General features: G+C 70.4%; 13 protein-coding genes. 7 read left to right on the top strand and 6 right to left on the bottom strand.

The features are described 5' to 3' along the window. Positions 1–1,028: PH domain-containing protein (locus tag U9977_RS16795; RefSeq protein WP_322750216.1), on the bottom strand; the 1,028-nt coding region annotated here is incomplete at its 3' end. Further along, positions 1,025–1,498 carry a PH domain-containing protein gene (locus U9977_RS16790; RefSeq protein WP_322750215.1) on the bottom strand — a complete coding sequence of 158 codons (474 nt, stop codon included), beginning with the start codon at positions 1,496–1,498 and terminating at the stop codon, positions 1,025–1,027. The genes U9977_RS16795 and U9977_RS16790, both read right to left, overlap by 4 nt. Positions 1,499–1,853: 355 nt before the next feature. On the opposite strand from U9977_RS16790, the gene U9977_RS16785 reads away from it, so the two are divergent. The 4 genes from U9977_RS16785 (at position 1,854) to U9977_RS16770 (ending at position 7,143) form a co-directional block, all read left to right on the top strand. Continuing rightward, positions 1,854–3,314 (top strand): cytochrome ubiquinol oxidase subunit I, encoded by a 1,461-nt coding sequence (locus tag U9977_RS16785; protein WP_322750214.1) that lies wholly within the window; start codon positions 1,854–1,856, stop codon positions 3,312–3,314. Then, on the top strand, positions 3,311–4,318 hold the full coding sequence (locus U9977_RS16780; RefSeq protein ID WP_322750213.1) for a cytochrome d ubiquinol oxidase subunit II: 1,008 nt from the start codon (positions 3,311–3,313) through the stop codon (positions 4,316–4,318). Before U9977_RS16785 ends, U9977_RS16780 begins: the two co-directional genes overlap by 4 nt. A 107-nt stretch (positions 4,319–4,425) precedes the next feature. Beyond that, entirely contained in the window at positions 4,426–5,271 is an 846-nt protein-coding gene (locus U9977_RS16775; protein ID WP_322750212.1) for a CPBP family intramembrane glutamic endopeptidase, read from the top strand. 159 nt (positions 5,272–5,430) lie between these two features. Then, positions 5,431–7,143 carry a CYTH and CHAD domain-containing protein gene (locus tag U9977_RS16770; RefSeq protein WP_322750211.1) on the top strand — a complete coding sequence of 571 codons (1,713 nt, stop codon included), beginning with the start codon at positions 5,431–5,433 and terminating at the stop codon, positions 7,141–7,143. Positions 7,144–7,195: 52 nt separating this feature from the next. Here the strand turns inward: U9977_RS16770 and U9977_RS16765 are convergent, their stop codons facing one another. Next, on the bottom strand, positions 7,196–8,110 hold the full coding sequence (locus U9977_RS16765; RefSeq protein WP_322750210.1) for a helix-turn-helix transcriptional regulator: 915 nt from the start codon (positions 8,108–8,110) through the stop codon (positions 7,196–7,198). 328 nt (positions 8,111–8,438) lie between these two features. Between U9977_RS16765 and U9977_RS16760 the strand changes: the two genes are divergently transcribed. Further along, complete coding sequence (locus U9977_RS16760; RefSeq protein ID WP_322750209.1) at positions 8,439–8,951, top strand: hypothetical protein; 513 nt, start codon at positions 8,439–8,441, stop codon at positions 8,949–8,951. A gap of 8 nt (positions 8,952–8,959) precedes the next feature. Here U9977_RS16760 and U9977_RS16755 read toward each other — a convergent pair whose 3' ends face one another. Together U9977_RS16755 and U9977_RS16750 are read right to left on the bottom strand one after the other, a co-directional pair. Next, complete coding sequence (locus U9977_RS16755) at positions 8,960–10,438, bottom strand: HAMP domain-containing sensor histidine kinase (RefSeq protein WP_322750208.1); 1,479 nt, start codon at positions 10,436–10,438, stop codon at positions 8,960–8,962. After that, a complete protein-coding gene (locus tag U9977_RS16750; RefSeq protein ID WP_322750207.1) occupies positions 10,413–11,228 on the bottom strand; it encodes a response regulator transcription factor in 816 nt (271 codons plus the stop codon). The genes U9977_RS16755 and U9977_RS16750 overlap by 26 nt, the downstream gene beginning before the upstream one ends. 365 nt (positions 11,229–11,593) lie before the next feature. Here U9977_RS16750 and U9977_RS16745 point away from each other — a divergent pair, with 365 nt between their 5' ends. Together U9977_RS16745 and U9977_RS16740 are read left to right on the top strand one after the other, a co-directional pair. Further along, the gene (locus tag U9977_RS16745) at positions 11,594–13,324 is read left to right on the top strand and encodes a sensor histidine kinase (protein ID WP_322750206.1); all 1,731 of its coding nucleotides are present in this window, start codon (positions 11,594–11,596) and stop codon (positions 13,322–13,324) included. Next, positions 13,321–14,007 carry a response regulator transcription factor gene (locus U9977_RS16740; RefSeq protein WP_322750205.1) on the top strand — a complete coding sequence of 229 codons (687 nt, stop codon included), beginning with the start codon at positions 13,321–13,323 and terminating at the stop codon, positions 14,005–14,007. The genes U9977_RS16745 and U9977_RS16740 overlap by 4 nt, the downstream gene beginning before the upstream one ends. On the opposite strand, the gene U9977_RS16735 is transcribed toward U9977_RS16740, so the two are convergent. Further along, positions 13,989–14,337: response regulator (locus U9977_RS16735; RefSeq protein WP_322750204.1), on the bottom strand; the 349-nt coding region annotated here is incomplete at its 5' end. The genes U9977_RS16740 and U9977_RS16735 overlap by 19 nt on opposite strands.

The following is a 14,337-nucleotide window of genomic DNA, read 5'->3' as shown; positions in this document are numbered from 1 at the left end:
GGCGCCTTCCATCGGGCTCGCGGCGGGGCAGGCCGATCGGCCACCGGTGCACCGGGGATGAGCTGGGACAGCAGGTAGGCGGCTTGACCGTGGTCGCCGACAGGGAGGATCGCCCGTAGCTGGCGCCCCTCGGGCCTGTTCTCGTTCCTGACCTGTCTGCCCGCCACCTCGACCTCGAGCCGGCACCATCGCAACGGCCGCCACAGGAGCGGCTCGACCAGTTGGACCGCCTGGACACGGCCGAAGGGGATCGTCTCGGCAGCGGTCTGGATCGCGCCGGAACGCAGGTGGAGGCCGTCGGCAGCGACGGAGACAGTGAGCTCAAAGCCGCTGTTGAAGCGCCGCCAGGCAGCGGTGAGCATGCCGATCACGAAGCCCGCGGCGCCGCCCAGGGCGCCGACGGCTGCCGGGATCATGACCGCGACCACGGCGAAGGCGCCTACTGTGATCATTGTGATCACGCCCTGGCTGCTCAGGAGGATGGAGACGACCAGACGCCGGGTGGACAGCGCTACCAGCAGCCGTTCCGGTGGCGGCGGCGAATCCTCGGCGACACCGTGCGCCAGGGCCAGTAGGCGGGCGCGCAGGACCTCCGCGTCCGCCTTACGCAGGCAGGCCAGCCGGCCGGTTGCGCCGCCGGAGGCCGCCATCCGCAGGTGGAGCTCGGCCAGGCCCAACAGCCTGGCCAGCCCGGACTCCACCAGGTCGATCGCCTGGATCTGGGTCAGTGGGTAGCGCTGTGAGCTGCGGCGCAGCAATCCCGTTTCGATCCGCAGCGTGCCGTTGTCAACCTGCCACCGGGTGACCAGCCACGAGACCACACCGATGACGACGACCACGGCGATCACCGCCAGATCCCAGTAGACTCCCTGCCCGCTGGCGTCCTGTTGGCGGGTCACCGCACCGGAGAGCACGACGACTGCCACTGCCACGAGATGGCGGCCGGCCCGTACCAGTGGCGATAACGGGTGCAGGCGGCGCCAGCCGCCGGTAAGAGCCGCAACGGCCGGCTCGTCGGCGCTGGTCACAGCCCGGCCGCCTGGGCTTCGCCCAGCGCCGCCAGCGCGTCACGAAGCCGTGCGGCTTCGGCTGCGACCAGGCCTGGGATCCGGGCGTCACTTGCCGCGGCGGCCGTGTGCATGCGGACGGTGGCGAGCCCGAACATGCGCTCGAACGGCCCAGCGGTGACGTCGACGAACTGCATTCGACCGTAGGGAACGACGGAAAGTTTGCGGATCATAACGCCACGTCGAACGAGAAGGTCGTCATTCCGTTCGGCATATGCCCAGGCCCTGACCCGGCGATAGAGGAGTCGTTCCCATGCCAGTGCCACCGCAGTGATCGCCAGCGCCAGCAGCCCGCCGAGCCCGGTCGAGCCCATGGTGCCGCCGAGCAGGCCGACCGCCGTGATCGCCGGAATGGCGATGAGCGCCAGTTGCGTCCGGCGCATGGCTAACAGGCGGGTTGACGGACTAGTCCAGTCCTGGCTGTCGTTCATGTGATCCGTCCGCTGGGCCTATCGGGCCGTTGCCGTGAGACATCCGCTCCGCGGCCGGCGGCCCGGACCCGTCAGCGCGGTGATGTGGTGACGCGACGGTGTGGTGAGTGTGACAGAACCGGGCGTCACGCACCATTTTGACCCGCCCCGGCGGCGCCGCGGTAGTTCGGTGCCCGGTTCGCGGGCACCTCCGGCAGACGTATTCTACGTAGCGTAGAAGTTCTACAGAACATAGAAGATCGCCTTGTGTCTCAGGTTCGTGATCTCCGGCAAGCGAGCCGGGACGGTGTGATCGTCGCTCTTTTCGCGCAGCCGGGGCACCGATGGGTGGCCCAGGCAGGAGGAGGCCGCGCAGATGGTCCTCGCCGGATCCGTAGATCTTGCTCGTGGCCAGACCGCGTTCAGCCTCGCGTTCCACATCTGCTTCGCGGTCTTCGGGGTGGGCCTGCCCTGGCTGCTGCTCTACACCGAGCACCGCTGGCTGCGTACGGGCGACGCCGTGTGGTATGCGCTCACCCGGACGTGGTCGCGGGCCTTTGCCGTTCTGTTCGCGGTCGGCGCTGTGTCGGGAACTGTGCTGTCGTTCGAGTTCGGCCTGCTGTGGCCGGCGTTCATGGCGCGTTATGGCGGAGCGCTCGGCCTGTCGTTCACCCTCGAGGGCTTCGCGTTCTTTACCGAAGCGGTGTTCATCGGCCTCTACCTCTACGGGTGGAACCGCCTGTCGCCACGGGCGCACTGGTGGACGATGGTCCCGATCGCCGTCGCCGGCACCCTGTCCACCCTGTTCATCATCACCGCAAACGCGTGGATGAACGTCCCCCGCGGCGTGCGAGAGGTCGACGGCCGGGTAGTTTCCGCGGAGCCGCTCGCGCCCTTCACCACGCCGTCCGCACCACCGCAGGTGATTCACATGCTGCTCGCGGCACTGATGTGCACCGGCGGCGCGGTCGCCGGGGTGTACGCGGTCGGGATGCTGCGCGGTCGGCGGGACGCCTACCACCGCCGCGGGTTACGCGTCGGCCTGATCACGGTACTCGTGTGCGCCCCGTTGCAGCTCGTCGTCGGTGACTGGGCGGCGCGGGTGGTGGAGACCCAGCAGCCGGCGAAACTCGCCGCGATGGAGGCCCTGTACCGGAGCGGAGCGCATGCGCCGTTGACCCTCGGCGGCGTCTACGACGGCGTGACCGGGAAGGTCCGGTACGGGATCGAGATCCCGGACGCCCTGTCCATCATGACCGGATGGAGTCGGGAGCACGTGGTGGCCGGCCTCGACGCACTCCCGCCGGCCGGGCGGCCGAACGCCCTGGTCGTCCACCTCGCATTCGACACGATGGTGGGGCTCGGGACGGCGATCATCGCGCTGTCGGTAGCTGTGGCGGTGGCGGCGGTGGCGCTGGGACGACGGCGACATGCCCGCCGTCCGGTGCTCCCGCTCGGCCGGGGCTGGCTGCTCGCGGCGGCTGCCACCGGGCCGGCGTCCGTCATCGCGATGTTGGCTGGCTGGGAGGTGACCGAGGGTGGTCGCCAGCCCTGGATCGTCTACGGCCGCATGCGGGTGTCGGACGCGGTGACGGCGAGCCCCGGCGTCGGCTGGGCGTTCGCCGGGACGCTCGTCCTCTACCTTGGCCTGTCGACGGCGCTGGTACTCATCCTGCGTCGGATGGCCACCGGCGGACCGGCTGGCGGGATCCCTCCTGAGGTTGCTGCCGGCCCTGCGACCGAGCGCATGGCTGACCCTGTGACTGACCCCGTGACTGGCCCCGTGGAGACGGCGCGAGGGAGACCCCCGGTGCGGCGCAACGGGGTGGCCCGATGACCGCCGCCGACCTGCTGCTGATGGTCATGGTCGGCGGACTGACCGCGTATGCGCTGCTGGGCGGCGCCGACTTCGGCGGCGGTGTCTGGGACCTGCTCGCCCGGGGCCCGCACGCGGGCGACCAACGAGCGTTGATCTCCGGTGCGCTGGGTCCGGTGTGGGAGGCCAACCATGTCTGGCTGATCTTCGTGATCGTGGCGATGTTCTCCGGGTTTCCAGCCGCGTTCGGCGTGATCGGCAGCACCCTGGAGCTGCCGATGGCGCTGGCCCTGGTGGGCATCGTGCTGCGCGGCGCGGCCTATGTCTACCGCGCCTACGGCGCCGGCGCGGCCGGCCCCGACCACTGGTGGGGGCACGTGTTCGCGGTGGCGTCCACGGTCACGCCGTTCATGCTGGGCGTGTGCGGGGCCGCCATGGCCAGCGGGAATGCTCGCACGGACGATGCCACCGCTCCGCTGACCAGCGCATTCGGGCTGGTGGCCGGGGGGTTCGCGGTCACCGTGACGGCCTTCCTCGCCGCGGTGTACCTGTGTCGGGACGCATCCCGGCGAGCTGGGACCGAGCATCTCGTTGACGGCTTGCGGCGCCGGGCGCTCGGCAGCGCGGTCGTCGCGGGCACACTGGCCTGCGTGTTGCTGCCGTTGCTGTGGCGGGACGCGCCCGTGGTGGCGCAGCGGTTCGCCACCCGCGGGGTCCCTTTTGTCATGGCGTCGGCCTGCGGCGGGGTCGGCGCTCTCGTACTGGTCTGGCGGCGTCATTTCACCGCGGCGCGGCTCGCAGCCGGCCTTGCGGTGGCGGGCGTGCTGTGGGGCTGGGCCGCCGCCCAGTACCCGGACCTGGTGGTCGGGCAGGTCAGCGCAGTCGCGGCCGCGGCGCCCACCGAGAACGTGCGGGCTGTGCTGATCGCGATCGGAGCCGGCGTAGCCGTGTTGATCCCGGCGTTGGTGTTGCTGTTCAAGGTCTTCGCCGACCCGGAACCCGCAGCTGGTGACCTGAACCGTTAGGGCGGGTGTGCGGGTGTGCACCGTGCGGGCCTGCACCGTGCGGGCGTACACCGTGCGGGCCTGCACCGTCTGGACGGCTGGGTCGCCTGGGTGGTTACGGTCACCAGATGAGTGTGCGTGGGGATGACCGGGGCACCGCATCGGTCGACGTCGACCGGTCAGATGCCGGCACCGGCAGCTTGGACGGTGTCGACCGGCCGCTGTCCCGGCGGTTGCTCGTCGCCGAGGTGTGGCTCGTCTTCGGCGTCTCGCTGGGAGCGTCCGCGCTGTGGGCCGCCGTCCGCTATATCGGCGATCTGACCGCGCCCGGACCGCTGCGCAGCCAGGTTGCCGAGCTGAACTCGTCGGCGGCGCCGGGACGTCCGTGGCTCGACCTTGCGCTGCAGTTGGTCGGTGTCGCGACCGCGTTGGTGCCCGCGCTGCTGGCGTTGTACCTGCTTGTGCGCGACGGCGGTGGCCCGTCCGCCATCGGGTTCGATCGCCGCGAACCCATCCGTGACATCTGTTTCGGTGCCGGCCTGGCCGCCCTGGTAGGTGGCGCCGGCCTCGGGCTGTACCTGCTTGCCTGGCACTCCGGCGCGAACCTGACGGTGGTCCCCACGAGTCTGCCGGACGTGTGGTGGCGCATTCCCGTCCTGCTGCTGTCGGCGGTGGAGAACGCGGTGCTTGAGGAGGTCGTCGTGGTCGGCTACCTGTTGACCCGGCTGCGCCAGGTTGGCTGCAACGACCGGAGCGCGCTGGCAACGAGCGCGATCCTGCGCGGTTCGTACCACCTCTACCAGGGGCTCGGGGGCTTCGTCGCCAATTTGATCATGGGTCTGCTGTTCGGCCGGATCTACCAGCGCTGGGGACGGATCGGCCCGCTTGTGGTGGCTCACTCCTTGATCGATTCTGTCGCGTTTGTCGGCTATGCAACGTTGGCCGGTCGGGTTTCCTGGCTTCCTACACCGTGAGTCGCGCTCAGTGCAGGCATGAGGGCCACGGGATGGTTAACATACGTTGAACAATAATGGTCTTTTAGTTGCCTGATGGGTTGCAGGCGTCGGAAGGTGACAGAGCGGAGCAGGTGCCAGGTGATGGCGATCCGGTCGGATGTGATGAGAGGGGACGGCATGGGCGGTGAACTGAGGGAAGTCGAACGCAAGTTCGTGGTCGAGCCGGTCTTTGTGCTTCCCGCGTTGGACCAATTGCAAGGCGTCACCACTGTTACCGAACCGGAAACGGTCACCCTGGAGGCGATCTATTACGACTCCGACGACTTTCGGCTGGCCAATAACAAGATCACATTTCGACGGCGTACCGGCGGGTACGACGAGGGTTGGCACCTGAAGTTGCCGATCAAAGTCGGTGAGCGGGACGAGATCCAACGTCCGCTCGAGCCGGCCCCGGATATCGTGAATACGGCTGATGGCGCAAAAGGGGCGAATATCGCTGAGGCTGCCAAGGAGCCGGTCGGCAGCGCCGACCGGCCGCCGGTCGTGATTGATCCAGTACCGGAAGTGTCTGCCGCTGCTTCCGCCGCCGCTGGTCCAGACAATGGTTGGGCGAACCGCACTCCGCCCGACGAGCTGGTTGACCTGGTGCGTGTCCACCTGCGCGGCGCACCGCTTCGACCGGTTGCGCGGCTGGTCACGACCCGCACCGCCATCCGCCTTCGCAACGCCGCCGGCGCTGATCTCGCGGAGGTCGTCGACGATCACGTCAGCGCCCAGACCCTTGGCGGGAACACCGTGCGCGAGCGGCGCAGCCAGTGGCGCGAGATCGAGGTCGAACGTGTCGGCGCCGGTGAGAACAGCCTGCTGGACACGGTCGGCGCGACCCTGACCGCGGCCGGTGCATCCCAAGCCCCGGACGCGTCCAAGCTGGCGCGGGTGCTCGGGCCGGCACTGGCGAACCAGCGGCACTCCGACGCGACGGCGCCCCGGGCCAGGCCGAGGTTGAAGTCGCCAGCCGGTGAGGTTGTCCGGGCCTACCTTGCAGCCCAGGTGGAGGCCTTGCTCGCCGCCGATCCACGGGTTCGCCTGGATGCCCCCGATGCCGTACACAAGATGCGGGTGGCGACCCGTCGGTTCCGCAGCACGCTGCGTACCTTCGCGCCGATGTTCGACCCGGCGACCACCAGCCACCTGGACGGTGAGCTGCGCGATCTGGCCGGTGCGCTGTCCGCGGCCCGCGACTGCGAGGTGATGGTCGAGTACTTCGACGGGCGGATGGCCGCCCTGCCCGCCGAGCTGGTGCGTGGCCCGGTCGGCGAGGCGATCGACAGCCAGCTGCTCGCAGGCCAGGCCGAGGCTCGCACCGAGACCGTGGCGATGCTGCGCAGCGAGCGGTACCTGACACTCGTTGCTGATCTGCGGGCGGTGGTCGCCGGACCGCTGCGTGGCCCGGCGACGCAGCCCGCGCGCACCGCCGTCCCGAAGCTGATCGGACGCGCGGACCGTCGGCTGACCCGCAAGGTCGAGGCCGCGCTGGCCACTGCGTCCGGCCACGAGCGGGACCTCCAGCTGCACAGTGCCCGCAAGCAGGCGAAGCGCCTGCGGTACGCGGCCGAGACGGCCGCGCCGGTATTCGGCTCGGACGCGGTGGCGTTCGCCAGGTTGTCCGAGCAGATTCAGGAACTGCTCGGCACGCATCAGGATGCGATCGTCGCCCAGGGGCTGCTTCGTGCCTGGGGCACCGCGGCCGCGGATACCGGTGAGCCGACCGCGTTCACCCTCGGGCTGTTGCTGGGTCTGGAGGAATGCCGGGCGCGTACCGCGGAGCGGGATTTCATGGACTTCTGGCCGGAGGCATCCCGGCCCCGTCACCGTCGCTGGTTGCACTAAGAGCGCCCGGCCATTGGTCGCCGGTTGTTGGTCACCGGTTATTGGTCACCGGTTATTGGTCGTAGAAGCCGCGTGACCGGTCGTTGCCGACCCAGCGCGCCGGCAGCTCCAGCAGCTGTCGGATCCGATCCCGGTCAGGCTGGCTGACCGGGGTCTGCAGCAGGATGGTTGAGTCCGGGTCATCCATCGGGCGCAACGACGAGAGCACCAGGCGGATGTCGCCGACGGTCGCGGTGCTGACCGTGACCGTCCGGCTGGTGAACTCATGCGCCGTCCGGCTTTCCCACCAATGGCGCAGCTCAGGTTTGTCGGCCTCGAGCAGTGCGAATATCTCCCGGGTCCGGTCGTCGGTCCGGTCGTCGGTGCGTTCGTCGGTCCGGTCGTCGCGGGGATTGCGATCGGCGTGGTTCCGAAACTGCGCGAGCACGGCCTTTGTCACGGACTCCCAGTCATTCAGCGTGCTGCTGAGCAAACGGCTGGTGACCATCAGATATATGAGGTTTCGGCGCCGGTCGTCGACGAGGGCAGGGTCCGTCCACAGCGCGGCGTAGGCGTCGTTCCACCCGGTGATGTCAAACCTGTGGTCCAGCAGCAGCGCGGGGCTCGTCGCCCAACTGTCCAGGACGGGTTGGAGCAGCCGTGCCGTACCACGGAGTCGATCATGGAGGTGTCGGCGCGCCACCGGTGGCACGTGCAGACCCGCGAGCGCCAGGACGTGTCGTCGGGCCCCGTCGTCCAGCCGCAGCGTGCGTGCCACGGCTTCGACAACCTGCGGGGAAACCGGTACCCGTCCCTGCTCGAGCCAGGTGTACCAGGCGAGCCCCAGGCCAGACAGCTGCGCCACTTCCTCCCGCAGGAGGCCGGGTGTCCGCTCGCGGTGGGCCTGCAGGAATTTGCCGAGCTCCCGTTGCTGGGCATCCCGCTGGACGTTGCTGTTCGCCGCGCTGTTCGCCGCGCTGTCTGTCATGGTCAACCGTCCTGTGGGTTATCGCCCGGACACCGGCAGCTGGGACATGGGTGGAGGTGTCCGGACAGGGCGGTGATCACCTGTCCGGCGAAGATTCAGATGCCGTTGACCGGGCAGCTGACCTTTGGGGGACACCTGTCGATGTTGACATTATCGGGGTCACCACCCACCGGGATCCCGCCCAGTGCGACCTTGCCCTCCCCGGGCGGCTGGCTGCCCGACCTGCGAGGCCACGGTCGGGACGCCGTGGGACGCCGTGGCACGCCGTCCTTACACAGTTCTGACGACTTTCGGACGGAAGGCACACGAGCCACCGAAAGAGTGGTCGATGTCGCGGACCATGGTGGCCGCGCTCGACGGAGGTGACGGCATGAGGATGTCAGTGGCAACGAAGCTGGCCGCGGTGGCGGGCGCCGTGGTGGTAGTGGCCGGCGGGGTCGCGACCGCGGCGCTGGCCGACTCGGGCGGGTCCACCACGCCGGCGGCCAGTACCACGGCGGCCAGCACCGACCCCCACCCGGATGCGTCGCCCAAGGGCATGGGCCGCGCCTGGCTCGCCGAAAAGGGCGTGCACGGGGAGTTCGTGGCGCGCACGGCGAACGGCTTCAAGACGTTCGCCGTTCAGCAGGGGACGGTGACGGCCGTGTCCAGCTCGTCGCTGACCGTCCGCAGCGATGACGGGTACATCGGTTCCTACTCGATTACGGATAACACGGTTGTCCGCCAGGGTAAGGATAAAACGGAGATTTCAGCGGTGAAGGTCGGAGCGAAGGTCAGGGTCGGCGCTCGCATCGACGGCCAGAGCAAGACGGCACTCCGGGTGACTATGCCCGTCAGCTGATATGCCCGTCAGCTGAGTCGCCGGTCGGCCCTGGGCGCGCGGATGCTCGTCGGCAGCCGGATGGCGAACGCCGCTCCGCCCTCGGCGGCCACACCGGCCTCGGCGTGGCCGCCGAGTCGTGCCGCGAGGCTGGCGACCAGGGCCAGGCCGAGGCCGGTGGAAACTGGGCGAATACCCCGGTAGCGCTCGTAGAGCACGGACCGGTCAAAGGCGACGGCGAGATCCTCGGGCGTGAGGCCGGGCCCGCCGTCGCGGACCTCTATGACAATGTGCGCACCTTCCTTGCGGAGGGCGAAAACGATCGGTGCGCCGGCTGGTACGACCCGTAGCGCGTTCTCGGCCAGACCGTCGATGATCTGCCGGCACCGGGCCGCGTCGGTTACAGCATCGAGCGGCCCGCTCGGGATCTCCATCCGCAGCTCGACCCCTTCGGCCGCGCACCGCCGCTCCCAGACCTGCGCGGCGGCGCTGACGACCGCGCTCAGGTCGACGGCGTCCAGATCGATGCGGAAGTCATCGGCACCCAGGCGGGCCAGATCGAGAAGGTCGCGGACCAGGCGGTCGAGCCGCAGGGCCTCGGCGAGCAGCACGCGGCCGGTCGCCGCCACCGAGTCAGCCGGCGTGACCTCATCCACCAGGGCCTCGGCAAAGCCGCGGATCGCGGTCAACGGTGTGCGCAGCTCGTGCGAAACGGAAAGCAGGAATTCACGCTGCCGTTCCTCGCTGATCGCCAGGGCGGCGATGAGGTGGTTGAGGGCCTCGCCCACGTCGGCTATCTCCGCAGGCCCGTAAACCTCGACCCGGACGTCCCGGCGGCCAGCCGCCAGTTCGTGCGCCGCGCCGGCCATGGCCCGCAGGGGACGCGCGAGCCGGCGGGCGAGCAGTAGGCCCATCGCGGTCGCGGCGCATAGTGCGACAACGAGCGCGATCGCGAGCCGGCGCGAGACGGGTACGCTGAGTTCCCGACCCTGGGATGCCGGTTGCACCAGGGCTACCGTGCCCCCGTCGGTCAATGGTCGGGCGGCGATGTTCACTCGGCGTCCCGTGACCGTGGCGGCCCGTCCGACCGGATCACCGGCGCTCAGTCTGGCCAGGACCTCGCCCGACAACTCGGCCCGCCCGGCGCCACGCGGTCCCCAGCTTGAGGTCACGACTCCGTCGCCGTCGAGGCGGATGACGGTGATCTGCTGGGCCACAAGCATCCGGCCCACGCCCGGCCTGAACTCGACGGTCTTCGCCGGGCGATCGTAGAACTGCGCGACGAGGTCAGCCTGTCGTCCCAACGCCCGCCGGGCCTGGTCGTCGGCGGCTCCGCCGATCAACCTCAGGAAGATCACTCCCGTGAGGACGACCGTGAGCGTGGCTACGGCGGTGGCCAGCAGGGCCGCTCGCAGCGCAAGTCCGCTGCGGGGCCGGGGCCGGGGCCGACGCCTGGAGCGAAGCCGAAGCCTGGTGCGGGGCTCAGGCGTCGGCGGTATAACCGACACCGCGCACCGTCCGGATCGGACTTGCGTCGCCGAGCTTGGCGCGGACCTGGGCGACATGGACGTCGACGGTCCGGGTGCCCGCCGCCGCCGAATATCCCCACACCTGTGACAGCAGCCGTTCACGGGAGTGGACCAAACCAGGCCGCCGCAGCAGGGCGGACAGCAGGTCGAACTCTGTCGCCGTGAGGACGACATCCCGACCGTCGGCCAGAACGCGGCGGCGGCCGAGGTCCATCACAACCGTGCCGGCCCGCAGGGTCTGGGAGATGTCGGGTGCGCCGGCCGTGCGGCGTAGCACCGTTCGCAGTCGGGTGACGAGTTCGCGCGGGGAGAAGGGCTTGGTGACGTAGTCGTCCGCGCCCAGTTCCAGACCCAGGATCCGGTCCGCTTCGTCGTCGCGTGCGGTCACGATGAGTACGGGGATCCAGTTCTCCTCGCGCCGCAACGTCCGGATGATGTCCAGGCCGTTCATCCCGGGCAGGCGGATGTCGAGAATGATCGCTACCGGCGCCAGCAGCCTGGCCGCGGCCAGTCCGTCCGCGCCGTCGGCGCAGACATGCGCACCGAACCCGTCACGGGCCAGATACAGCCGGATGAGGTCGGCGATATGGCGCTCGTCCTCGACGACCAGGACGAGACCGGACGAGTCGTCTCCCACAGTCGTCAGTGTGACGTTGGTGAGCGTCGATGCGCGCACTGCCCCCGCGGCGAGTGGCGTGGTACTGCCGCCGGGGACGGCGCCCCGGACGGCAAGACCGACAGCACTGGTGAACGAGCCCGCTGTGCCCATCGCCGCTTCACGTCGATCACGTTGACGGGCCCGCGCCTCCATCCGCATCTTCGGGAACCGCTCGGCCTGGGATCAAGTGTCGGAGTCTGCCCCGCCCGCAGGGCCAACAAAATCCGACTGTTCAGCGTTTCTCTGAGTGAGCCTCTCCCTTGTCGGCGGTCATTGCCTCGCGAATAATCGACCAGCGACCTGATCGATCCCGCGGCCAGGTCGGGACGGTCAAGGGGGTGGGGAGCGCGACTCGATGCGATCATGCACGCGGGCGAATCGTCCCGGGGGCGGTGGCGGTGGGAGAAAGACCAGGCGACCCCACAGCCGACGCCCTCCCCGCAGCGGCGGCTGACCGGCGCGGGCCCGCGGCGCGCATGACCAGACATGGGGAGGGACTCCGGGGCCGGTACGGCGTCCCGGCGCTCGCCGTGGCGGGCGCGGTCTTCGGCGCGGTGGTGCTCTGGCTGGCCGATGCCGGTCGGGATCCGGGCACGACCGGCACCCTCTTCTCTGGCGTTGTCGGCGGGCTCTATCTGTTGACCGGTTCCGTCACGCACCTGCGCCGGCCGGGCCCGTTCGGGCTGCTGATGGTGACGGTCGGCATCGCCTGGTTCGCCGAGGACCTGCAGATCTCGATCGACCCGGTGGCGCACACCGTTGGGATGTTCTTCCGGTCCGTGGCCTCGGCGTGTCTCGTGCACCTCCTGCTGGCCTTCCCGGAGGGGCGGCTACGGACACGCACCGAGCGGGTGGTGACCGGCGCCGTGTATGTGTTCGTGCTCGTCCTCGTGCCGCTGGGCGTCCCGTTCTACCGGTCGTTGACGCCGAACCTGCTGCTCGTTGCCGACCTGGCCCGGACGCAGGACATGCTGATTGACGGCGCGCAGGTGGTGTTCACCGTGGTCGTCGGCGGGCAGCTGGTCCGGCGCTGGCTCGTCGCCACCCCGCCGGCCCGCCGGGTGCTCGCGCCGGTGTACGGCGTCGGGCTCGTCGGGAGCGTCGCGTCGCTGCTCCACCCGGCGGCGCTGCCCGGTTCGAGTGCGTTGCTGGTCAACGATGTCGCCCACCTCGCCACGCTCGGGCTCCCGGTGGCGTTCCTGGCCGGCGCGCTGCGCGTCCGGCTCGGCCGCACGGCCGTCGCGGACCTCTTGATCCAGCTGCCGCAGATACCGCCGACCGAGCTGCGTGGCCTGCTGGCCCGCGCGCTCGGCGACCCGACGCTGCGCATCGCCTACCCCCGCCCGGACGACGCCGGCTCCGCCAACAACTACCTGGATGCCGACGGACGGCCCGTCACGCCCCGTCCGGACGACGCGGTCACTTCGGTCCGGCGCGGCCTGCGCGTGGTCGCTGTGCTCCTGCACGACCCGGCGCTGCGCGCCGACAGGCACGTTCTGCATGCCGTGACGGCGGCCGCGGCGCTGGAGCTGGACAACCAGCGGCTCGCCGCGGAGGTGCGGGCACAGCTTGCCGAGGTCCACGCGTCCCGGGTCCGCATCGTTGCGGCAGCCGACGGGCAGCGCCGCCGGATCGAACGCGATCTGCACGACGGCGCCCAGCAACAGCTCGTCACGGCTGCGCTGATCCTGCGGCTGGCGCGGGACCGGCTCGGCCCAGCACCGCCCGACCTCGAGCTCGACGCGCTCCTGCAACGGGCCGCCGACGGACTGGATGCGGCGATGACGGAACTGCGCGAGCTGGCCCGCGGCATCCACCCCGCGGTGCTCACGGAGGCCGGGCTGCTACCCGCGCTGCGGGCACTCGCCACCCGCTCGGCGTACCCCGTGCATGTCGTCGACGGCCCCGCGTTGCCGCCGCTGGCGGACCGGGCGGCCGCGACGGCCTACTTCGTCGCGGCCGAGGCCGTGACGAACGCGGCGAAGCACGCCCGTGCCAGCCAGGTCCACGTCCATGTCCGGGCCTGCGGGAACCGGCTGCTCGTCACCGTCGCAGACGACGGTGTCGGCGGCGCCGACATGAGCACCGGGACCGGTCTGCTCGGGCTGCGTGACCGGGTCGCCGCGCTCGACGGCAAGCTGGTCGTGCGCAGTTTCCCCGGCGCCGGGACGTCCGTCCACGCCGAGTTACCCCTGGAGGGGTCGTGACCACCGCAACCACTCCACCCGCCCCGGCCGCAGGGGTGACGCGCGTCGTGCTCGCCGACGACGCGTCGCTTTTCCGGGCGGGACTTGCCGAGTTGCTGGAACGCGACGGGTACGCGATCGTCGCGCAGGCCGGGAACGCAGACGAGCTGCTTGACGCCGTCGAGCGGCACCGCCCGGACATCGCGGTCGTCGACATCCGGATGCCGCCCACCCACCGCCTGGAAGGGCTGCGCGCGGCCGTGCTGCTGCGGCAGCGCCACCCCGGGACGGGCGTGCTGGTGCTGTCGCAGTATCTGGAGGTCGCGCACCTCGACGAGCTGGTCGGGCACACCGCGCGCGGCGTCGGCTACCTCCTCAAGGACCGGGTCACCGGGCCCGACTTCCTGGACGCCGTCCGCCGGGTGGCCGCCGACGGCTGCGCGTTCGACCCCGAGGTCGTTCCGCTGCTCGTCGGCGGCAGGGGCTGGCGCGACGAGCTGGCCGAGCTCAGCCCGCGGGAACGGCAGGTCCTCGCGCTGATGGCGCAGGGCCGGTCCAACAACGCGATCGCCGATGAGCTGCACCTCACGACGCGCACCGTCGAGACGCACGTCCGCAACGTCTTTCAGCGGCTTGCGCTGCCCGACGAGGCCGAGCACAACCGCCGCGTCCTCGCGGTACTCGTCTACCTGCGGTCGGCCTGACGCGCCACGATCAGCGCCAGCGCGGCCGCCGACAGCGTCGACTTGGGGAGGAACCCGGCCGCGGACGACCGCTCGACCGCGTCGCCGTAGTGCTCGGCGTCGCGCACCGAACAGAACACCACCGTGACGCCGGGGGCCGCGCGGTGCAGCGCCCGGCAGACGCTGAACCCGTCCATGTCGGGCAGGGTGACGTCCAGCAGCACGACATCGGGGTCCGCTTCGGGCACGCCGGCCAGCGCCTCAGCCCCGGTCGCGGCGTCGCCCACCACCTGGTAGCCGCCGCCTTCCAGGAGCGCGCGGGCGACGGCGCGGAACGGCGCGTTGTCGTCG

The sequence above is a fragment of the Protofrankia sp. Cas8 genome (assembly GCF_963555845.1).
Taxonomy (GTDB): Bacteria; Actinomycetota; Actinomycetes; order Frankiales; family Frankiaceae; genus Protofrankia.
This window is presented reverse-complemented; position numbering and strand designations above follow the sequence as displayed.